General features: G+C 58.6%; 18 protein-coding genes and 2 pseudogenes. 11 read left to right on the forward strand and 9 right to left on the reverse strand.

Going from position 1 to position 21,355, the window contains the following annotated elements:
- Window positions 1-186 precede the first annotated feature (186 nt).
- Window positions 187-366: pseudogene (locus ACZ9BX_RS23060) on the forward strand (Ku protein); the annotation flags it as partial.
- Here the strand turns inward: ACZ9BX_RS23060 and ACZ9BX_RS23065 are convergent.
- The 4 genes from ACZ9BX_RS23065 to ACZ9BX_RS23080 form a co-directional block, all read right to left on the reverse strand.
- The gene (locus tag ACZ9BX_RS23065; RefSeq protein WP_476220344.1) at window positions 365-1,564 is read right to left on the reverse strand and encodes a mandelate racemase/muconate lactonizing enzyme family protein; all 1,200 of its coding nucleotides are present in this window, start codon (window positions 1,562-1,564) and stop codon (window positions 365-367) included. The pseudogene ACZ9BX_RS23060 and the gene ACZ9BX_RS23065 overlap by 2 nt on opposite strands.
- A 17-nt stretch (window positions 1,565-1,581) precedes the next feature.
- On the reverse strand, window positions 1,582-2,943 hold the full coding sequence (locus ACZ9BX_RS23070) for a mandelate racemase/muconate lactonizing enzyme family protein (protein ID WP_476220346.1): 1,362 nt from the start codon (window positions 2,941-2,943) through the stop codon (window positions 1,582-1,584).
- A 64-nt stretch (window positions 2,944-3,007) separates the two neighbouring features.
- Window positions 3,008-4,174: a mandelate racemase/muconate lactonizing enzyme family protein gene (locus ACZ9BX_RS23075; protein WP_476223010.1), complete on the reverse strand. Its 1,167-nt coding sequence runs from the start codon at window positions 4,172-4,174 to the stop codon at window positions 3,008-3,010.
- Window positions 4,175-4,229: 55 nt separating this feature from the next.
- The gene (locus tag ACZ9BX_RS23080) at window positions 4,230-4,940 is read right to left on the reverse strand and encodes a GntR family transcriptional regulator (RefSeq protein WP_040116455.1); all 711 of its coding nucleotides are present in this window, start codon (window positions 4,938-4,940) and stop codon (window positions 4,230-4,232) included.
- 206 nt (window positions 4,941-5,146) lie between these two features.
- Between ACZ9BX_RS23080 and ACZ9BX_RS23085 the strand changes: the two genes are divergently transcribed.
- The 6 genes from ACZ9BX_RS23085 to ACZ9BX_RS23110 all read left to right on the forward strand — a co-directional run bounded on the left by ACZ9BX_RS23085 (window position 5,147) and on the right by ACZ9BX_RS23110 (window position 11,619).
- Entirely contained in the window at window positions 5,147-6,625 is a 1,479-nt protein-coding gene (locus tag ACZ9BX_RS23085) for an ABC transporter substrate-binding protein (RefSeq protein WP_476220348.1), read from the forward strand.
- A 74-nt stretch (window positions 6,626-6,699) separates the two neighbouring features.
- Window positions 6,700-7,659 carry a carbohydrate ABC transporter permease gene (locus ACZ9BX_RS23090; protein ID WP_476220349.1) on the forward strand — a complete coding sequence of 320 codons (960 nt, stop codon included), beginning with the start codon at window positions 6,700-6,702 and terminating at the stop codon, window positions 7,657-7,659.
- Window positions 7,656-8,546, forward strand: coding sequence for a carbohydrate ABC transporter permease (locus tag ACZ9BX_RS23095; RefSeq protein ID WP_476220351.1), 891 nt, complete (start codon window positions 7,656-7,658; stop codon window positions 8,544-8,546). Before ACZ9BX_RS23090 ends, ACZ9BX_RS23095 begins: the two co-directional genes overlap by 4 nt.
- Before the next feature lie 10 nt (window positions 8,547-8,556).
- Window positions 8,557-9,654, forward strand: coding sequence for an ABC transporter ATP-binding protein (locus ACZ9BX_RS23100; RefSeq protein ID WP_476220353.1), 1,098 nt, complete (start codon window positions 8,557-8,559; stop codon window positions 9,652-9,654).
- A 33-nt stretch (window positions 9,655-9,687) separates the two neighbouring features.
- Window positions 9,688-10,851 carry a mandelate racemase/muconate lactonizing enzyme family protein gene (locus ACZ9BX_RS23105; protein ID WP_476220355.1) on the forward strand — a complete coding sequence of 388 codons (1,164 nt, stop codon included), beginning with the start codon at window positions 9,688-9,690 and terminating at the stop codon, window positions 10,849-10,851.
- A gap of 21 nt (window positions 10,852-10,872) precedes the next feature.
- Entirely contained in the window at window positions 10,873-11,619 is a 747-nt protein-coding gene (locus ACZ9BX_RS23110; protein ID WP_132566904.1) for a ribonuclease activity regulator RraA, read from the forward strand.
- A gap of 317 nt (window positions 11,620-11,936) precedes the next feature.
- Here the strand turns inward: ACZ9BX_RS23110 and ACZ9BX_RS23115 are convergent, their stop codons facing one another.
- From ACZ9BX_RS23115 to ACZ9BX_RS23125, 3 genes and pseudogenes are all read right to left on the reverse strand, one after another.
- The gene (locus ACZ9BX_RS23115; RefSeq protein WP_476220357.1) at window positions 11,937-12,779 is read right to left on the reverse strand and encodes a type 1 glutamine amidotransferase domain-containing protein; all 843 of its coding nucleotides are present in this window, start codon (window positions 12,777-12,779) and stop codon (window positions 11,937-11,939) included.
- 54 nt (window positions 12,780-12,833) lie between these two features.
- Window positions 12,834-13,135: pseudogene (locus tag ACZ9BX_RS23120) on the reverse strand (putative quinol monooxygenase).
- A gap of 14 nt (window positions 13,136-13,149) precedes the next feature.
- Window positions 13,150-13,941 (reverse strand): SDR family NAD(P)-dependent oxidoreductase, encoded by a 792-nt coding sequence (locus tag ACZ9BX_RS23125; protein ID WP_476220359.1) that lies wholly within the window; start codon window positions 13,939-13,941, stop codon window positions 13,150-13,152.
- A gap of 97 nt (window positions 13,942-14,038) precedes the next feature.
- Between ACZ9BX_RS23125 and ACZ9BX_RS23130 the strand changes: the two genes are divergently transcribed.
- Window positions 14,039-14,959 carry a LysR family transcriptional regulator gene (locus ACZ9BX_RS23130; RefSeq protein ID WP_027508964.1) on the forward strand — a complete coding sequence of 307 codons (921 nt, stop codon included), beginning with the start codon at window positions 14,039-14,041 and terminating at the stop codon, window positions 14,957-14,959.
- Between the two features lie 61 nt (window positions 14,960-15,020).
- Here the strand turns inward: ACZ9BX_RS23130 and ACZ9BX_RS23135 are convergent, their stop codons facing one another.
- Entirely contained in the window at window positions 15,021-15,629 is a 609-nt protein-coding gene (locus ACZ9BX_RS23135) for a TetR/AcrR family transcriptional regulator (RefSeq protein WP_476220361.1), read from the reverse strand.
- A 119-nt stretch (window positions 15,630-15,748) separates the two neighbouring features.
- On the opposite strand from ACZ9BX_RS23135, the gene ACZ9BX_RS23140 reads away from it, so the two are divergent.
- Complete coding sequence (locus tag ACZ9BX_RS23140) at window positions 15,749-16,783, forward strand: aldo/keto reductase (RefSeq protein WP_476220362.1); 1,035 nt, start codon at window positions 15,749-15,751, stop codon at window positions 16,781-16,783.
- Window positions 16,784-17,106: 323 nt separating this feature from the next.
- Here the strand turns inward: ACZ9BX_RS23140 and ACZ9BX_RS23145 are convergent, their stop codons facing one another.
- Window positions 17,107-18,888 carry a peroxidase family protein gene (locus ACZ9BX_RS23145; RefSeq protein WP_476220364.1) on the reverse strand — a complete coding sequence of 594 codons (1,782 nt, stop codon included), beginning with the start codon at window positions 18,886-18,888 and terminating at the stop codon, window positions 17,107-17,109.
- 827 nt (window positions 18,889-19,715) lie between these two features.
- Here ACZ9BX_RS23145 and ACZ9BX_RS23150 point away from each other — a divergent pair.
- Together ACZ9BX_RS23150 and ACZ9BX_RS23155 are read left to right on the forward strand one after the other, a co-directional pair.
- Window positions 19,716-21,071, forward strand: coding sequence for a S8 family peptidase (locus tag ACZ9BX_RS23150; protein ID WP_476220365.1), 1,356 nt, complete (start codon window positions 19,716-19,718; stop codon window positions 21,069-21,071).
- Window positions 21,068-21,298, forward strand: a complete 231-nt coding sequence (locus tag ACZ9BX_RS23155; protein WP_476220367.1) for a hypothetical protein — start codon at window positions 21,068-21,070, stop codon at window positions 21,296-21,298. Before ACZ9BX_RS23150 ends, ACZ9BX_RS23155 begins: the two co-directional genes overlap by 4 nt.
- Window positions 21,299-21,355 lie beyond the last annotated feature (57 nt).

Consider the following 21,355-nt stretch of genomic DNA (forward strand, 5'->3'; position numbering starts at 1 on the left):
TTGTTGGAGGGAATTGGAGCGGCTTATTCTCGTTTCAAGCCGGAGCCCAGTGGCGTAGTGCCACAAAACGTTGCCTGAGGGGGCGAAGGGCGAGCCGTCGAACAAGCATACGTCGCGCCACTTGCCAGTCCTGACGCCTGCCAGTTCCACATCATCCAACCGCAGGTGGTGAAATAGAAGAGGGCTATCGAGAACGGCCAGTATATCGTGCTGGAGCCGGACGAGGTCGCCGCCGCCGTACCCGATAGCGACAAGACCTTGAAGATCGAGGCCTTCATTTCCTGTTTACAGATCGATATCACCTATTTCGACAAGCCCTATTACCTGGCGCCCGACAAGATGGACACGGCAGGTGGAGGGAGGTTCAGGCGAAAAAGCCCGCATCTTCTTCGCTGAGATATCTCCTGGCCCCTTCAGCGTCGATATCGAGGCCCAGGCCCGGCGCTTCCAGTAGGTCCACCATGCTGTCCTTCACGATCTGCGGCGGCAAGCCGATTACCAGGTCCTCCCACCAGGGGTCGGAGGCGGTCGGATATTCGAAGGCGATGTAATTTGCCGGCAACGTGGCGCAGACATTGATCAACGCGCCGAGGCCCAGCAGGCCGTTAGCGGTGCCGTGCGGTGCCATCAGGATCGAGTGCATGTAGGCGTGCTCGGCGACCCATTTGAGCTCGGCAATGCCGCCAACATCGGCTGGATCGGGGCCGATGACGCGTACCGCCTGCGTCTCGATCAGTTCCTTGAAATTGTGCCGCAGGTAGATCTGCTCACCAGTGTGGATTGGCGTCGAGGTGGAGGTTGTCAGTTCCCGATAGGCCTGCGGATTGACCCACGGCACGTAGTCGCCAGTCAGCATGTCTTCGAGCCACATCAAATTGTACTTCTCGACAGCGCGAGCGAACTTAATCGCATCGGGCAGCATCCAGCCCGGGCCGCAGTCGAGCGCCAGGCTGACTTTATCGCCCAGCACTTCCTTCATCGCGATCACGCAGTCGAGCATGTGATTGAAACCGCGCTCGCTGATCACGCCCTGATCCATGGCACCGTGATAGCCGGCCTTCTTCTGCGTCACGCCGTAGTGGAAGCCCTCGATAGTGTCCTTCATGTTGGAGTGGAACGAGATTCCTTGCTTGACCATGAAGAAGTTCTGCGGCTGCTCCATCATCCATTTGACGTCAGCGGCGTAATCCTCCGGCCGGTCGCCCGTGCGTTTCTGGCGAATCTCACCATTGTAGACGCGCACCTTGTCCCGCACCTTGCCGCCGAGCAGTTTATAGGCAGGCACGCCCGCGGCCTTGCCAGCGATATCCCACAGCGCATGCTCAATAGCGCTCACCGCCGCGCCGTACGGCTTGAAAGAGCCGCGTTGGCGGATCTTCAACATTACTCTCTCGACGTCGGTCGGGTCCTCGCCGACCAGCGCCTCGCGGAAATGCAGCACCCAGGGCTTGAGGTAGGACTTGGTGAATTCGACTTCGCCCAAGCCATAGAGGCCCTCGTCCGTAACGATGCGGACGATCGGGTGTTTGCCGATAACGGCGCAGCGGAGATCGGTGATCTTCATCTTCGTTCCTTTTCGCCTCAGCTCCAGGTGCGATCCCAGGAATACTCATCGTCCCAGTGATCCGTAGGCGGCCAAATGCCGGTGACACCCGGCTGCAGATGCTGTGAGATCACCTCGTCGACGACGTCGTCAATCCCCAGGCCCGGCTTGTCCGGAACAGTGATGAAGCCGTCCTTCACCAGCGGCTTGGGAAGGCCCGTGACGATATCGTCCCACCAGTCGACATCGGCGGCATGGTATTCGAGCGCCATGAAATTTTCGGTCGCGGTCGCGACATGTGCAGCGGCCATTGCGGCGATTGGACTTTCTGCCATGTGGATGGCCATGGCGACACCATGGTCCTGCGCCATGTCGCCGATCTTCTTGGTCTCGAGGATGCCCCCACTGGTGAGCAGGTCCGGGTGGATAACGGAGACGCCGCCGCTGTTAAGCAGAGGCTCGAAGCCTTCCTTGAGGTATATGTCCTCGCCAGTGCAGATTGGCACCGTGGTGGCGTCCTGCAGTTGTCGGTATTGCTCGGTATACTGCCATGGGATCACATCCTCGAGCCAGGCTGGCACGTATTTTTCAATTCGCCTGGCAAGGCGAATGCCGTTCTGCATCGAGATATGGCCGATATGGTCGATCGCGAGCGGCACATCCATGCCGATGACCTCACGAACCTCGGCGATGTATTGCTCAAGCAGGTCGAGGCCCTTGTCGGAAAAGTGGAGGCCGGTAAACGGGTGCTGGACGTTATGCAAATCGTACGCAGCATTGCGGACACGCCGCTCTTCAATGGTCTTCAGCGGCCCGCGACTGGGACGGTCGCGGTATCCTTCTAGTGAGCCGGCGGGAAACACGACCGCACCGGGCACATCCGCGATCTGCATCAGTCCCAAATCCATCTTGAGGAAGGTGAAGCCGAGCTCGATGCGCTGCTTGAGGCGCTTGCCGGTCTCGGTGCCGCTCGGCACGGTGGCGTCGGTATCGCAGTAGACGCGCACTTTCTCCCGAAAACGGCCGCCGAGCATCTGGTAGATGGGAACGCCATAGGCCTTGCCGGCAAGATCCCACAACGCGATTTCAACCGCCGATACGCCGCCGCCTTGCCGGCCGTGCCCGCCGAACTGCTTGATCCGGCGAAACAGTCGATCGATGTTGCAAGGGTTCTCGCCAAGCAACCGGCTCTTCAGCATCAGCGCGTAGGTGGCGCTGGCACCGTCGCGCACCTCGCCAAGCCCGACGATGCCCTGGTTGGTGTAAATCTTAAGCAGCACTGAGGTGAACGGGGCGCCGACAATTTCGGCTACCCGCATGTCGGTGATGCGAAGGTCGGACGGCTTGGAATGCGTGTTCACCCGATTGAGCGCCTCGTCGGCTCCATCTGCCTCTGGCATGATTTATCCTCGTTTTGGTCGGGGGGGCTCGTCGCCGCACACGCTGGGGCGGCGTTGAGCGTTGCTAGTCCAGCTCTATCTCGTGGCTTTGAAGGTAGTCGCGGTTCATTTCAACGCCGAGACCAGGCTTGGGCGTAAGCTTGAGGCTGCCGTTCGAAACATCGAGTGGTCTGTCGATGAGGTGATCGTATTTGCCCAGGTTCCACTCCGACGTTTCCAGTTTGTAGAAATTAGGAACGGTCATCATCACCTGCGCTCCCGCAACCACGTTGATCGGCCCTGCGGCGTCATGCGGCGAGACGGGAATGTAGTAGGCTTCGCATAGGGCAGAAATCTTCTTGAGTTCAGTAATGCCGCCGGTCCATGTGACGTCCGGCATGATGTAATCAGCTAGTCTGTTTTCGAGCACCGGCACGAAATCCCATTTCGTATGGCCGCGCTCGCCCCACGAGATAGCGGCGCTGACCTTCTCACGGACCTGTCTAAGCGCGTTGAGGCTCTCCGGTGGACAGGGCTCCTCGAACCAGTCGATCTGACCAGCTTCCTCGAGGCTCCGACAAAGGCGAATGGCGGTGGGAACGTCGAACCGGCCATGCGCATCGATGAGGATGTCGACATCAGAGCCCGCCGTTTCGCGGATCAGAGCCGTGAGTTCGGCGGCTTCGCGCTCATCCTTGCGGGTCATGCTGCCATCGAGGTAGCCGTCGCGCTGTTCGCGAGGCTGTCCATCGGCGGTGCGGCCTTGTTGGGGGAAAGGATCGAACTTGAGCGCAGTGTGGCCGGACTCGACGATGTCTCGAATTTCGCGGACCACAGCCTCATTGCTGGTGAATTTAGCCTGGTTCGGATGGGTGTAGAGCGCAATTTCATCGCGTACCGGCCCACCCAACAGCTCGTAAATCGGCTTACCCAAGACTTTGCCTCGGATGTCCCAGAGGGCTATGTCAATGGCGCTCACGCATTCGACTGCGGCGCCGCGACTGCCCATGTAGGTGAAGCTGCGGAATATCTTGTGCCACAGATACTCAATACGCGCCGGGTCCTCGCCTGTCACAGCGGCACCGATCTGCCTCAGGATCGTGCAGAGGGCGCGATTGGCGAGCCTTGTCGTGGTGGTGATCTCTCCCCAGCCGCTGACCCCCTCATCGGTCGTCACTTCGACGAACAGATACTCTCCCCAATAAGAAGCATCGGACTTGATGAGCCACGGCCGAACGCTGGTGATTTTCATCTCAACTGCCTTTATCTGAAGTGGTCGGGGATAACGATATTCCAGGCCAGGTATTCTATCCTGCGCGAGCGGCGTTACGCGCACGCATGTGTTCGAGGATGTGCCGGCCGGAGCCCTCGACATGGCGTGCAATGAGTTCGCCTGCCTCGTTCGCATTTCCCGCTTTTACATGCGCGATGAGCTCGCGATGCTCGCTAAGGATTGCGGCACGCCGGGCGAGCGTGAAGTTGAAACGCCGGCTCACCGCTCGAAGCACTTCGCGATGCTTCCACCAAAGCTCGGCGGCATGGCGGTTGTAGTGCCTTTGGTACATTACGGTGTGAAAGGCGGTGTCCAGCTCGCTGTGCCTGAACGTGTCGGCGAAGTTGTTCTCTTCAATCAAGCCTTGAATGCGTTCAAGTTCAGCAATGTCCTCGACGGTGGCCATATTCACGAACCATCGCGTCAGTGCCGGCTCGATCAAGACTCCTATCTCGTAGATGTCCCGAACAAAATCCTGATCTATGGGCCGGACGCGCGCTCCACGGTTGGGAACGAAGGTGACAAAGCCCTCCCCGCGCAACAGTTGCAGAGCCTCGCGCACAGGGTTGGTCGAGGTGCCGTGGCGCCGGGCGAGATCGGTGACCACAAGGCGTTCGTTGGCAGCGAGCCGCCCTTCGATGATGTCTTCCCTGATCAGTTGATAAAGCGAGGCGCCCTCGCTGGAGGCCCCGATAGCGTCGATCCCTTCGGGTGGCTGTGCTTTGAAATCGCTTGTTTCCGCCAAGGCTATCCCCATTCAATACATATATTTCTCGGATATCACGCGAGATTTCTCTAAACAATGTACGATTTCTCTTATTGACAGGAAATCTGCGATCTGAAAACGTATGATCAGGTCGAAGGGATACATTGGGTGGAAAGTCCCGCGGCCGGGGAGCAAAGACCGCTCGCTTCGACGCAGAGCGGCATGGGAGAACCTGGAGGATACCTATGACGAGGATTTCACTCGGCGGTGCCGTCCTGCGCGGCACTGTCTCGACTGCTTTGATGGTATCATTGATGTCTGCGTCTGCGCTGGGGGCGCCGGTCGACTTGAGCAAATGGTCGCCGCAATATGTGCGCTCCATTGCCGGCACACAGAATTTCGACACGGCAGCTGATTGCGGCAAGGTCACACCGCTCGACTACAAGGGGCGACTGACTTTCTGGTATCAGGGCGTGTTCGAGGGCGACCCCGACCTCCTGCGCCAGTATTACAAGGATTTCTTCGCGACCTTTCGCAAGACCTATCCAAACATCCAGCTTGAGGAACAAGCCCTCACCTATAACGACCTCTTGGACAAGTTCCGCACCGCGCTGCTTGGCAATGCCGCGCCCATGGCGGTCCGCCTGCAAATCCTGGGTGGCACTGAGTTCGCCTCAAAGGGCTATTTGCAGCCTCTGAAGCCGGAGGATGTAGGATATTCGACCGAGGATTTCTGGCCCGGCGCCATGAAGGCTGTAACCTGGGACGATGTGACCTACGGCATTCCAACCAACAACGAGACGATGGCGTTCATCTGGAACGCCGACATCTTCAAGCGTGCAGGCCTTGATCCGGACAAGGCCCCAGCAACTTGGGGTGACGTCGTCAAGTATTCCCAGCAGATCCACGACAAGCTCGGCATTGCCGGTTACGGCCTCGTGGCTCGCAAAAATGCCGGCAATACGCCTTACCGCTTCATGCCGCAGCTGTGGGCCTATGGGGGCGGCGTCTTCGACGAGGCCACCGCCGACCCGACCTATAAGGAGGTCGAGCTCGATAGCCCGCAGAGCAAAGCGGCATTGCAAGCGTCCTACGATATGTATGTTCGCGACAAGTCGGTACCGGTTTCGGCGCTTACCAACCAGCAGGCCGACAACCAGCCCCTTTTCCTGGCCGGCCAGCTCGGCATGATGATCTCGCATCCGTCCGATTACGACGTTATGCTCGACCTGCAGAAAAAGGCGACGGACACCGACAAGGAAAAGGCGCAGACCGTTATCGACAATATGCGGTACGGCCTGATCCCGACTGGCCCCGACGGCAAACGTGCCGTGGTATTTGGCGGCTCAAACATTCACATCCTCAAGCCCGAATACGTGGAGGGCGGCAAGGTAGACGAGCCGGCGGCAAAAGCTATCATCTGCATGTGGACGAGCCCCGAATGGTCACTAAAGATGGCTTATGCCGGCTCGAACCCGGGAAACCTCAACGGCTTCAAGACAAAATGGATGAAGGAACGTCTGGACAGCATCAAGTTCCTTGATGTCACGACCTCGATGCTGCCTTACGGCATCCCGTTCCCCGCACTGCCACAGGCCCCCGAGATCATGAACATCATCATCCCGGACATGCTCCAGAATGCTCTGACTGGGGCCATGACCGTCGACCAGGCAGCGGACGACGCGGCCAAGAAGGTCAAAGACCTCATGGACGGTGGGCTCTAGTCCAAGTCCGACGATCTGACCGGCTGCGCAACGATCGCAGCCGGTTTTGTTCCCAAGGATGAGGGCTCTGCACAGTGACGATCTTGACTCGGAAGGCCGAGGTTCCCCGACGACTGCAACCTCATAGGTCCGAAGTGCTGCGAAAAATCTGGGAGCATCGCGCTGACTACGCGTACGTGCTTCCTGCGATCGCCGTGATGCTCATCGTCATAGCCTACCCTATCTATTACACGATCGAGCTGTCGTTCTTCAATACACCGCCTGGCCTGCAGCTTCGGGACAAGATTTTCGTCGGTCTCGACAACTACACCGCCATCCTCAAAAGTCCGGTGTTCTGGACGGTTACCTCGAACACTCTTATCTGGACATTGGGATCGACCATCATCGCGTTTGTCCTGGGGTTCGCTTGCGCCCTCGCACTTCATCGTGACTTTGCTGGTCGCGCCATCCTGCGCGCCGTCCTGATCATTCCATGGGTTATCAGCGCGGTTGCCGCGTCCTACATCTGGAAATGGATCTACCATTCCGACTTTGGGATCATTGGCGCAGTGCTGGTGGGCCTGGGATTGAGCGATCGGCCGCCGAATTTCATCGACAGCGTCAGTACGGTGCTGCCCTCGCTGATCGTCGTGAATATCTGGCGAGAGTTTCCGTTCGCCATGATCATGATGATGGCTGGCCTGCAGACGGTTCCCGACCAATTGCTGCGCGCCGCAAAAGTCGACGGAGCCAATGCATGGCAGCGGTTCTGGCACGTCACCTTTCCGCACTTGAGAAACGTCTCGACGGTGACGATCCTTCTGCTGGCAGTGGCCAACTTCAATTCTTTCATCATCCCCTGGATCATGACCGGCGGCGGGCCGTCGAATGCATCGCATATCTGGATCACCCACATTTACGAACTCGCGTTCGGCCGCCAGCGCTGGGGGGTGGCATCGGCCTATTCGGTACTGCTGTTCCTGATCCTGATGTCGCTCGGCTACTTCTACGTTCGTGCACTGAGCGGCAACGACCAGAAGGGTGGGAGCGAATGAGCACGATTGCCGAGCCTGCTCCTCGAGGCCAGGCGCGTCGCCGTATGCGCATCGATGGATGGCGGTGGGGCGGACGCATCTTCCTTGTGTTCATGCTGCTTTACACCGCATTACCGATGATCTGGATGCTGATCACCTCGATCAAGTCCGGCTTCGCGGCCATGCAATTCCCGCCGCAATGGTGGCCGGATCAACCCACTCTTGCCAGCTACCAAAAGTTGCTCGATCCGCAAAACAGCGTCGGCCAGGACTTCCTTCGTTTCTTCTGGAACAGCCTTTTCGTCTCCACTGCCACGACCATCCTTTCGGTGATCGTGGCAGTTCCTGCGGCCTATGCGTTTTCGCGCTTCACCTTCCCGGGCAGGAACTTTCTGTTCTTCGCCGTCTTGCTCCGCAACATGTTCCCGGCAGTGATCTTTCTCGTGCCGCTCTTCATCCTGATGCGCGCGATCGGGCTTGTGAACACGCATGGATCGCTCGTTCTCACCTACCTCACATTCGGCCTGCCGCTGGCAATCTGGCTCCTCAAGGGCTTCTACGACAACATCCCGGTGCAACTCGAGCAGGCCGCGCGCATCGACGGGGCGACACGATTCCAGGCCTTTTTCCTGATCGTGATGCCGCTCTCGGCGCCAGGAATCATCGCCACGGCGATCTATTCTTTCATCGGCGCGTGGAACGAGTACATCTACGCCTACACGTTCCTCTCCAAGAACGACCAGTTGACACTGCCGGTCGGCATCCAGCGCTTCTTCTCGGAAAATACAACGGACTTTCCGGGCCTGATGGCGGCCAGCTTTATGATGAGCGTGCCCGTCGTGGTCCTGTTCCTCGTCCTTCAGCGATACTTCGTACGCGCCCTTACAGAAGGCGCAGTCAAGCACTAGGGAGTTGCCGGTGGCCCACGTGGTCCTCAAAGATCTTGTCAAGACCTATGGCAGCTTCAAAGCTGTCAACGATGTTTCGCTGACGGTCAATGACGGCGAATTCGTTGCGCTCGTCGGCCCTTCAGGCTGCGGCAAAACAACCACGCTCAATCTTGTAGCAGGGCTCATCCCCATCACATCTGGCGACGTCGTCATCGGCGACCGGGTGGTCAACGACCTCGACCCCAAGGACCGGGACATCGCAATGGTGTTCCAGAACTACGCGCTCTATCCGCAGAAATCTGTCTATAAAAATCTGGCTTTCCCGCTGCAGATGCGCAAACTGCCAAGGGACGAGATCGACAAGAAGGTCAAGGAAGCAGCGCGCGTGCTCGACATGACGCAGCTGCTCGAGCGCAAGCCACGCGAACTTTCGGGCGGTCAACAGCAGCGTGTGGCCCTGGGCCGTGCCCTCGTTCGCGATCCGGCGGTATTCCTGATGGATGAACCACTCTCCAACCTCGACGCAAAGCTGCGCGTGCAGATGCGGTCGGAAATCAAGCGTTTCCACCAGGACCTCAAGGCGACGATCATCTACGTGACGCACGACCAGCTCGAAGCCGTGACCATGGCCGACAGGATGGCGGTGATGAACGGCGGCTACCTGCAGCAATACGATTCACCGGCGCAGGTCTTTGCCCATCCGGTGAACATGTTCGTCGCCAGCTTCGTCGGCAGCCCGGCAATGAGCCTTGTTCCGCTGGAGGCATCAACGGAAAGCGGCAACACTGTGTTGACCAGCGCGGAGGGCTGGCGCCTCGAGCTTTCGCCAAACAACGCGCAGAAGGTCGCGAGGGCAACCACCAAGAAAGTCGTGCTCGGCGCACGTCACTCGACGATCAAGCTGCACAAGAGTGCGGTGCCAGGCAGCATTCCTGCCAAGGCCTACACGGTGGAGCCGACCGGAGACGTCACCTTCGTTCAGGCGTTTCTGTCTGGCGCCATCGTCAACGTCAGCGTGCCGCCGACCATTGCCGTCGCGCCCGACGAACAGATTTGGCTCGAGTTCGATCAGGAGCGGATGCATCTGTTCGACGGCGAAACAGAAATGGCCCTCAAGGCCCACTGAGACAGAGCCGATGCGTGTGAAACGAGGGCGTGGATGATTACGAAGCTTGAAATCACGGCGATCAAGCCCTATCCAGTATGGGTAGGAACGCGCAACCAGATGCTGGTCAAGGTCGAGACCGACAATGGCATCTTCGGCTGGGGCGAGAGCGGCTTGAGCGGTCGCGAGAAGGCCGTGGCCGGCGCGATCGAGCACTATCGCGAGTTTCTCATCGGCCGCGACCCGATGCAGATTGGTCGGATCTGGCAAGAAGTTTATCGCAGCCAATACTTCGAAGGCGGGCGCGTTCTGCAGGCGGCGATTTCCGCCATCGACATTGCCCTTCACGACATCAAAGGCAAGGCGCTGGGGGTGCCGGCCTACGAACTGTTGGGCGGCAAGCAGCGCGACCGAATTCCTACCTTCGCCTCGACGGGTGACGAGGCCGAGGGCGAGGTTGCCATCGAACGAGCCCGCGAACTACGCGAACAAGGGTGGCAGGCGATCCGCTTCTTTCCCATCGGGCAAAACAGCAAGGACATCTTTGAGCCGCGGGAGTCGATCGGCGCGACCGCAACTATGCTGAACAAGGCGCGCGAGGCGCTGGGCGACGAGGTCGTCCTCGGGATCGACTATCATCATCGGCTGTCGGTGGCAGAGGCGGCGAGCTTCTGTAACAAGCTCGGCCGCGGCGTGCTTGATTTCCTCGAGGAGCCGATACGAGACGAGACACCCGAGGCCTACGAATCCCTGCGCACGATGACCGACATCCCGTTCGCCATCGGCGAGGAATTTGCCAGCAAGTGGCAATTCCTGCCCTACATCGAGCGCGGCATCCATCAGTTCAACCGGCTCGATGTTTGCAATGTTGGCGGGCTCACTGAAGCGATGAAGGTGGCTGGCTGGAGCGAGGCGCACTATGTGGACCTGATGCCGCACAATCCCCTTGGCCCAGTCTGCACGGCCGCGACCATCCATCTCGCCGCCGCGGTACCGAATTTCGCTTGGCTCGAGACCAGGGCGCCCGAAGCAAAACTGGGCTTCGACAATTACGACTTCTTCCCCGTGCAACCACGGCTCGACGGCCCCGACTATCCGGTCAGCGATCTGCCAGGGCTCGGCGTCGAGGTCAACGAAGAGGCGGTCGAGGCGGAGAGCTTTCGTTTCTGGGAAGCGCCTCACCTGAAGCGCCGCGACGGTTCTGTCACAAACTGGTAGTTTCATCCACCGGAGCCTAGAATGATGCATACGCCCGACATTACGCGACCGCCCAAAGAGCTGATCGACGCACTGAAGGAAATCGGCGCCGCGACGGTTTCCGGCACGCTTGGCCACATGGGCTTCCGCAATCCGCACATGGTCGGTCCCGTTCCGCAGAATCGCGGAAAGTCGATCGTCGGGCCGGCCCTGACGCTTCAATTCATGCCGCAGCGGCCGGACCTCTTCACCGAGGGAGAATATGCAGATCCGGAGACGCAGTTGCACCGCCATGTGCTTTATCACGTGCAGGAGGGCGATGTGGTCGTGGTCGACGCGCGCGGCGACATGAGCTCGGGCGTCTTCGGCGATATGATGTCGACGTATTTCAAAGGCAGAGGCGGCGCTGGCATCGTGATCGATGGGTGCATGCGCGATCGGCCAAATGTCGAGAAGCTAGATCTCCCTCTATGGCTGCGCGGCTGGACGCCCAACTATCATGTGCAGACTGGCATCTATCCCAACGCCGTCAACGTTCCGATTGCCTGCGGCGGTGTCACGGTAATCCCCGGAGACATCATCGTCGCCGACGATGACGGGGTGGTGGTGCTTCCAGTCGCAATGGCCTCAAAGGTAATCGAAGAATCGCAAAAGCATCACGATTGGGAGGAGTTCTCGCGAGTGAAGCTTATGGGGGGCGGGTCGTTGCAGCGCTACTATCCGCTGCATGACGATGCCCGCGGAGAGTACGAAGAGTGGCGCAAAACAAACCGCTCGGGAACAACTTAGCCAATGGATTACCTTAGGCGGGCGGCGAACTTTCTGGGATATTGCCGGCGTCTACACAAAAAGCACGGAGTCGAATTTCGCCGTCGGCGCCCGCTTTTCGATCTGGCAGCCGGATCCAGCCGCCGACGTTGGCCGAATGTCCCTTCTATGAAGCGTTTCGGATGCCGACAGCTTTGGGCCGAACGTTCCATGACGGTGTCGGGCCGTCGGAAATAGTGGACGTTCAGATCGGGAGGGGCTGAAAACTTCGGGCCTTCCGGCCCGACCCCGAAATGATGACGCCCATAGGAGCATCATCACAAAACTTTCGGCGAACGCTACTTCAGTCGGCTCAGCAGCTCCTGGGCCACGGCCGGAGCAGACGCAGGGTTCTGACCCGTGATCAGCTCGCGATCCACCACGACGTGCCCGACGAACGGTGCCTCGGCCTGACTGAATTGCCCCCCTGCTTGGGTGAGCGCGTCCTGTGGATAGAACTTCATTTCGCCGCCGCTCAGCAACCCCTTCGCCATTTCCTCTTCCTGGTTGCTGAAAACGGTCAGCCTGTAGCCGGCATAGATCCAGTCGGTTTGCGCGTTGGCCGTTCCCGCCGTCTCGAACTTCGTGACGAAGCCCTTCGCGTCTGCCAGCGTAGACAGCAACGCGATCGGGCCATGGCAGGCGAGCGCGGTCGTCTTGCCGTTTTCATGGAAATAGGTGAGCAGGTTGCCGAGTTCGGAACTCACCAGAAGATCCTGCATAGGTGCGTGACCGCCGGGGACGTAGACCGCGTCGAAATGGTCGTAACCGACCTGCTCGACCCGTGCGAGGCTGATGACCGGCGACTTCTCGCTCGACAAGAGGCCCAGGTCCGAAAGTTGTGTTTCGCTGGCTTTCATTGCGGCCTCGTCACCGCCAAAATACATCTTGTCGATGGACGTCCTGTCGACGGATGGAGCGGTCCCTTTCGGGGTGGCGAAGGTAATGTCGTGGCCGGCGTCGAGCAGCGCCTTCACCGGCTGCATCAGTTCATTAAGGTAGAAGCCGGTCTCGAATACCTTTCCGTCCTTCAGGTCGAGGCGGTCGGAATCGGACAAGACGATCAGCACGTTTCCGGCATAGGCACAGATGGTGCTGGCACCAAGCACAAGTGTGATGGTGAGGCTGCGCAGAAGTTTCATGGTTTATCTCCGAATGTACGAAAATCCGATTGGGAATGAAAAGGCAACCGCTTATCAGCCGGCGACCTTGGTCAGCCGGTGCAGGTGAAGTCGGCGAAATATTCGCCCACGCCGCTCGCCTGAAAGCGCTGCATGGCAGCGCCCTGCATATGGGCGCGCCATTGGACCTCGCTTGCCCAAGTTTCGACGAAGATGCGGACGCGTCCTTCATCGAGCGACTGGTGCAGTTCGTAACGAAGGCAGCCGTCTTCAGCCAGAGTCTCTGCGACCAGCTTTTCCTGGGCGGCACCGAGGGCTGCTTGCTTGCCGGGCTTAGCCGTGGTGATGGCGATAATTGTCAGAGGTGTGTTTGACATGGGTAAGACCTTAGTCAGGCGATGGTGTTGACGAGGCCGCCTTCGGCGCGAAGGGCAGCGCCGTTGGTCGCGGATGAGCGGGGGCTGGCGAGATAGGCGACCAGGTTTGCCACCTCCTCCGCTTCCACCATGCGCTGGAGGATCGAAGCCGAGCGGGCTGTCGCGAAGAATTCGGCCTCGACCTCTTTGATCGGCGCGGACGGGTCGCTTGCCTGACTGCGCAGGAAAGCCTCAATGCCTTCCGAGCGGGTCGGCCCCGGCAGCACGGAATTGACCGTGACATTGGTCCCGCGGGTCAGTTGCGCCAATCCGCGCGAAACCGAGAGTTGCGCGGTCTTGGTCGTCGCGTAGTGGATCATGTCCTGCGGAATGGCGAGGCCCGACTCACTGGAAATGAAAATAATGCGGCCCCAGTTGCGCTCCAGCATGCCGGGGAGATAGGTCCGTGACAGGCGCACGCCGCTCATGACATTGACGTCGAACAGATGGCTCCAATCGGCATCGCTGATGTCGCCGAATGCCTTGCTCTCGTAGATGCCGAGATTGTTGACGAGTATATCGACCGAAGCCTCAGCCCTTGCGATGATCGCGGCACCCTCGGCGCTGGCGGCGTCCGCCAGAACGCCAGCGATGTCCGATCCGCCGGATGCCTTAACGGCAGCGACCGCGCTATCGAGCTTGGCACGGTCGCGTCCTGTGATGACAACGCGTGCACCTTCGGCAGCGAGAGTGCGGGCGATTTCGAGGCCAATGCCGGCTGTGGCTCCGGTAACTAGGGCAGTCTTGCCAGTGAGTCGCAGGTCCATGTCGTGTCTCCAGGTTGTTGCTGCCGACAATTTATGATTTAAGAACCACAGGAACTATTGCGTGTGGGAGACATGCACCTGTGAATGAGGATCATCAATGCCGCGTATCCTGATGGAACGCTCGGGCGAGATGGAAGTGTTTGCCCGCGTGGTTCAGGATGGGGGCTTCTCCGCCGCCGCGCGCAACCTTGACCTCACGCCATCGGCAGTCAGCAAATTGATCGCCCGCCTTGAAGCACGGCTTGGCACACGCCTTCTGGTGCGAACTACTCGCGCTCTCACGCTAACGGAAGAAGGCGAGGCCTATCACCATGCAGCCCTTCGGATTCTGCAGGAACTGAACGATGCGGATCAGGAGGCCGCGGGAGGTGCCGTCCGTGGGCGATTACGGGTCAACACAACGATACCATTCGGCACGATGTTCATCGTGCCGGCAATGCCGGATTTCATTGCGCATAATCCCAATCTGATCGTCGATCTCAGCTTCACTGACGGCATTGTCGATCTGGTGGCGGAAAAGACCGATGTCGCCATCCGCATGGGCAACCTGCCCGACAGCGGGCTGATCGCCCGCAAGCTGGGGCAGAGCCGGCGCGTGGTCTGTGCTGCACCTTCCTATCTGGAACGCAGAGGACGGCCAGAAACACCTGCCGACCTGGAACATCACGACTGCCTGACCTTCAACTTCCGACGTGCAAGGCCGTCGTGGCCGTTTCACTGCGAAGGCCGAGAGGTGGCACAACCGGTCAAAGGCAGCATCGTGGTGAACAACGGCGAAACGATGAAACAGATGGTGCTGGCCGGCGTCGGTATCGCCCGGCTTGGTCTGTTTCATGTCGCGGATGAGATCGCGGCGGGACGACTTATCCCACTGCTCGAAGATCAGAATCCAGGCGACCTGGAACTGGTTCATGCCGTCTATGTGGGCGGCGGCCCACTGCCTCACCGCGTCCGCGCCTTTATCGAGCACATGGTGATAACATTGGCAGAAACGCCACTGCTGAAAGGGACTTCCTAAGCAGAGATCCTCTGGACGGGCAACTGATAGAAGCGGGCTTCGTAGGTATTCCGCTGTGATGCTAACTCTTTGGATTTGGTCGGTGGCGTAGACCGTCCGTGAGCAGTGACACCATGCGCCTCGGCTGCTCTGTGTCACCGTCACTCGACGGTGTGGCGAGACGTAGTCCGGCGTTCAGCAGGTCGCTTGCGTTTACGTCATTCCTGATCGCTCCTGAGGCTGCGGCAGCATCGAGCAGCCGTCGAAGCACTGGTGTGAACTGGCCAAGAACAAACTCCGGAAGTGCCTGGTAGGCGGGGTCGCCTGAATGTAGCGCTGGACCCAAGGCTTTTTTCGTGGAGATGAAATCAACAAGACGCGTCATCCATTTTGCGAGTGCCTCTGCTGGCTCAAGCTCTTCTGCGTAAGCCGCCGCAGCGTCCGCCTGAGCAAGAACGTCGCGTTTGATCAATGCCTTGATGAGGTCAGAGCGTTCGGGGAAATGGCGATAGAGCGTGCCAACACCAACCCCTGCTCTGTCTGCGATAGTTCGCATCGGCGCATCAACGCCCAGCTCGCTGAAGACAGCCATTGCAGCTTGAAGCAGTGCGTCGAAATTGCGCCTCGCATCGGCCCGCACTGCCGGATGGGTCGCGCTGCTAGACTCGTTCTTTTGTTCGTCTGACTTCATCGGTCGACTATACCTATTGCAAAACGGAACAATGTTCCGTATAAACGGACGAATGTTCCGATTACACTCTATATCGCGCCTGCTGGAACGTTGCAATCGTAAGCACAAGGAAAATGAACATGCTCTATCGCACTCTCGGCCGTACTGGCATCAAGGTCAGCTCCTATTGTCTAGGCGCGATGATGTTCGGGAAGATGGCCAACAACGACCACGATGAGTGCGCCCGCATGATCCACAGAGCACTTGATGCGGGCATAAACTTCATCGATACCGCCGACCGATACAGTGATGGCGACTCTGAAGTGATCGTCGGGAAAGCACTGAAGGGAAGGCGCGACGATGTTGTTCTCGCCACCAAGGTTTTCGGCCCGATGGGCGACGATCCGAACCGGCGTGGTGGTTCGCGGCGCTGGGTGACGCAAGCAGTGGAGGACTCGCTGCGCCGACTTCAGACTGACTATATTGACCTTTACCAGCTCCATCGCCCCGTCCCTGACACCGACATCGAGGAAACGCTTTCGGTGTTAACTGACCTGATGCGTGCGGGTAAGGTTCGCGCCATCGGAGGGTCAACTTTCCCGGCGTCGGACATTGTCGAGGCGCAATGGGTGGCCGAGCGCCGAGGGCTTGCACGATTCCGCACGGAGCAGCCGCCCTACTCGATCCTTAATCGTTCAATCGAGCGCGAGGTGCTGCCAACCTGCCAGCGTTACGGGATGGGCGTCATGGCATGGAGCCCGCTCGCCAAAGGAATGCTCACAGGTAAGTATCGAAAAGGTGAGCCAACGCCGGACACCCTGCGAGCAAAGTTCTTCCAGAAGGCAATGACTGACCAACAGACCCTCGACAAGGTCGAACAGCTCATAGCGCTTGCCGATGGAGCAGGCATCTTGCTGATGCATATGGCCCTCGCCTTCGTCGTTTCGCATCCGGCTCTATCGTCAGCTATCATTGGACCGCGTACTCCCGAGCAACTTGAAGGCCTTCTTGCTGGTGTTGAGGTATCCCTTGACGATGAAATTCTTGACCGGATCGATGAAATTGTACCACCGGGAGAAGACGTGGGCTTGCTGGAGGGGTCGGCATACATCCCGCCGTCACTCGAACAGGTGGCGCTCCGTCGACGCCCGCTCCCCGAGCGAGCGGCTAGGTGAGACCACGCAGCTTTGAAAATAGTTGTAGGATGACGCGATAGCGGTTGGGTGTCGGCAGATCTCAGCATTCGAACGGTTCGGCAGCGTTTCCATAAGCAATGACGCTGTTTTTGGTCGGCGATTGTTTGCTTTCCGCCTGCAAGGACGTCCATCTATGCTTGCGGGACACCTGGACCCTATAGGAAGCGTGACCGTTGTTATCGCAGGATTTCGATGGGCTTAAGACCCTCATCAAACGCAAGAAGCAGCACCAACGATCTTGAGGCTGCACGCATGTCGCTTTGCCCCGCCGCAGTGCGGCGAGGCAGCAGTCTTACGCGCCACTACTGCATGACGGCCGCGAACCGCATCCACTTGGCGATCGAGTCGATCGGCGAGTTGTCCGGCATCGTAAGGGGGCTCTGATCGGGCGTGAACCCGCGCGAAAGGGCCGAGTCCGGATCCGCAAGCAGCACGCCCACGAAGGTCAACGCCACGAGACAGCTCCCAACTTCACCCAATCGATTTCCACCGGCAGCCTCGGCTTCAGCAAGAATGTAGAACCATAGCGGTGCGCGCTCGTGGAAGCGCGATGTGGTTCCGGCGAGGAAGTTCTGCAGATCGGGCTTCGTGGCGAACAGCGCTGAGACATCCTGGATCGGCGACGACTCCACTGCACCAATTTGCTTGAGATGCTTGTGCAGAGCCTGGCCCGTCGGGAGCCTGAGATTGTAGCCTCTACGAAGGTTCCTCCTTGCCAGGTTTTTGAACAACTCTTTGAGTTGTTGGTCGGCCTGGTCTTCCCCTTCCTTGAACATCGTGTGCAATGGCGGGGCGAGTTCGGTATCGATCTTCCTGGCGAAACGGGCCGGTTCTCCGTCGCTCCCATCATGGGGATCGACGCCCGTAAAGCGTGTCCAGTCGATGATCCAGTTCTTGGGCAGCTTCTTCTCGGTATCCAGCCTGCCGCCGCCTCCAGTGAATTCGAAAAGCAACTGCAAGGTCGCACGCGGTAGAAAACCTGTGCCCGGCCGCCCAAAGATCTTGTTGTAGTCGTAGAACGCTCTGACCATGGAATGACCGAACCGATAAGCTGCCGCCGAGAACTCCAATGGCAGAGCATTTCCAAGGCGAGTATTCTGCCTTCGGGCATCAAACTCGGCTCTGAACTTGAAGAAATGAGACGCCCGATCCTTGACGACGCGGTCCACCACAACCGGATCGCAAACGCCCTTGAGGTATCCTTCGACAATCAACCATTGGTAATGAAGTCTTGTCAGAGCCTGCGCCGAGCTGAAATCGGCGATCCAGCCCGTGTCGTGCGACGCAAGATAGTCGATGGCCTTGTTATGGAACCGAAGAAAACTCAGATGGAACTGCGCGACGACGAGATTTTCGTCGTTGCGATTATCCCCGATTATCGCGCGCTGGGGCAACGTATCGGAGAATTTCTGAAACGCCTCAGGAGTCATCGCGGCCTGAGCCAGACGTAAAGCCGCTTCCCGGACAGACGACTGGACCTGACCATAGCGAGGCAGGTCTCGATGTTGGTCGAGGCTGTCGGGCAAAGGCCCCGGTTCGATGGCTGTTCCGACACGCATTTTGTCCTTCAGCGTGGGGTGGCGAAGACCAGAAATCACTTTGACAACGTCTGCACCTAACCCCTCGCCGACGGCAGATCCGCCGTAGACACTGTCGAGATCGAAGCGGGGCGAGCGGGCATTCCTGAACTGGCTCTCCACTGTCGACGAGGCGACAGGCGGGTGTGCGTTGACCATGCTCGAAATCGCCCCTTCACGATCGGTTCGGGCCGTCAGCTCGTGATCCAGGAATTGTCCCCAATAGGTGAAAACCGGCGGGAGCGTGGAATCTTCCGTCGGATCCTCGCTCGTCGGCGTGGCGACGACGTCGATCAACAGTGCGCCGAGCTCATCGAGCTCTCCAATCGTCTCCGCCGTGTTTGGCAAGTAGTTCTCGGGCGCATCTAGTGGCGGTACGAAATAGCCGAAGTCAGCCTCTTCATCGACCGCGACGTCACCCGTCGCTGGCGGCGCGGCCCGAAGGCTCGGCCTTGGAACGGCGCGCTTTTTCTCTGTACCCCCGTGCGATTGAAAAACGATTGCCATTGGCAACACCCTCCGTTTTCCAGCCCGCGGGATAATTCGTACAGCTAGAAGGCGAAGTCAATTAATCATATAGGGTTATTTCTCGCCTTAAAGTTGGTAAACTAACCGTAAACTAAGTCAGTGTGTGTCCGGATTCAGCGCAACTCGCCTTGTTGCAGCCTCGTATACCCGGTTGATTCATTCGCCGTCTCACCGCGTCGAACTTGATCTAAGACTGCTACACGATTCCCCAAAAGGAGCACATCGACCTTGCCAGGTTTCCAAAGCGGCGAGAACAGTTCCTGCCCTCGCCGGAGCCTCGTTGTAAGGGTGCCATTTCCGGCATCGCTGGCGATTTTTCGCGGGCATAATTCGGCTTTCTAAAAATGAAACTTCCATTATCGCACTGCAGTATCGATCATCGGACTGAGTTTCCTCGGGCACAAAATAACGAGGAAATCCAACGGGGAGGAGATGCAAAAGTATACTTCACCTGAAAGGCAATGAAATGCGGGCGAACCGCTCGCTGGAACTTTTACTTGCTAACTCAACAATAATATGTATATTTGCCGCCGAGATTTCGTCTATGGGAACTACATCCCGAAATCGATCTACAAGGTACAACTTATTCTTCTTTGCCGAATGCTCCAATTTTCGGTCGGCGAAGCTTTGCGGTCTCGCGGCAGTCAGCGGAGATAACCACCTAATCAATCCGCTTCGATCTAACTGCAGGGCCGCCCACTGCCCCGAACTCGAGTGTCGGCTCGACTAACGGATTGCCGCGTCCAGCTTGCGAGTTTTGTCATTGCGTATCGTCTTTGAAAACGTGAAAGAGGGGGAATTGTACTATGGCGAAATCAACGCGAGGCCGGGTTAACGCACAAGGCGACGGCACATCGGGTCTTGGCATGGTGGTGCGATTTACACCCAAAACAAAGAGCGAGGGTGTACAGCAACTTGAAAAAGGCGGATTCCGTGTCGCTTCGTCCAAGGACTTTCGAAGCGCCGCCGCGGTGCCAAATGATTTCGATGGCGCTGATGTTCAATACTTCGAGCGTTTCGGGATCGCGATTGTGCGCCGGGACGGCGAGAAGCTGAAGCCGATGCTGCAAAATGCCATGCAGCAGAAGGTCGTAAGTGCGGTTCGGCCAGAGCGATCCTATCGTGCCCTCGGCGGCCCACTGTCGAAGCGACTGGACCTCGCACAGGGAACCGTGGGCGGCTTTGCAACTCCTTTGGACAGTGACTACCTGCTCGGGTATCGTGACGCTGTCAACGAGCTGGTCGATCGCTTGCTGGGCAGAAAGGGGGCAGAGGGAGTTATGGCCCGGGCTGCCTTTGACGAGACGAGCAACACTTGGGGACTGCAGGCTGTCAAGGTTATCGAAAGTGACCTAAGCGGGGCCGGCATCAAGGTGGCAGTGCTGGATACCGGATTTGACGAAACTCATCAGGATTTTGTCGGCCGTTTGATCACTAAGAAGCTCTTTGCAACGCGTAGTTCCGAAAGAGACGTGCACGGTCACGGAACCCATTGCATCGGTACGGCATGCGGTCCATTGCGACCGGCCACCGGCCCGCGCTACGGTATCGCCTACGAAGCGGAAATTTACGCTGGAAAGGTGCTAGGCGACGACGGCTTCGGTACTGACCGGTCGATTATTGCGGGCATGGAATGGGCGCTGGATGAAGGTTGCCAGGTTATTTCGATGTCGCTAGGAGCTGCGGCGCAAGTTGGAGATTCGCCGAGCGACGATTACGAGCAAATTGGGCGGGTTTGTTTAGACGCGGGAGCTTTAGTCGTTGCCGCCGCTGGGAACGAAAGTTCACGTCCTCAGCATATTGCGCCCGTCGGCTCTCCGGCGAACGCGTCCACGATCCTCGGGGTTGGTGCCGTGGATCGCTCCTTTGCGCCAGCGTCGTTCTCGTGTGGCGGTTTGAATCCCGGCCAGGAAGTAGACATTGCCGCTCCTGGCGTCGACATACTTTCGAGCTTGCCTGATGACAACTATGATCGGTGGAATGGCACCAGCATGGCGACCCCACATGTTGCTGGCGTTGCGGCTCTAATTGCTCAGTCTGATCCGACGTTTCGCGGATGGGCGCTGTGGGCGCGCTTGATTCAGCTTACGAAGCCACTATCTTCCCCTGCCAGGGATGTTGGTAAGGGTCTGCTCCAGGCAAGAGGAAGCGGTGAGGTATGACGACCGATAAAATTGGAGTTACCATTCGAATCGACAAAAGCGAGGCCCGCAGTCTAGGCGAGGTCGTCGATGACTTGAAGTCGCAAGGCCTCGAACAGGTGCAAAGCCATGAGCGCTTTATGATTGTCAACGGGAGTGTCAATCCTGACGCACTCGATGCGCTTCGCGCGGTAAAGGGAGTCGTTTCGGTTCGGAAAGATGTCGTATACAAAGCTCAAGCGAGCTGATTATTCGCGGATGGCATGGCCTTTGCGCAGGCGGCGCGCCTTTCTTGCCCTTTGGAT

The sequence above is a fragment of the Rhizobium sp. USDA 3886 genome, from assembly GCF_056279785.1.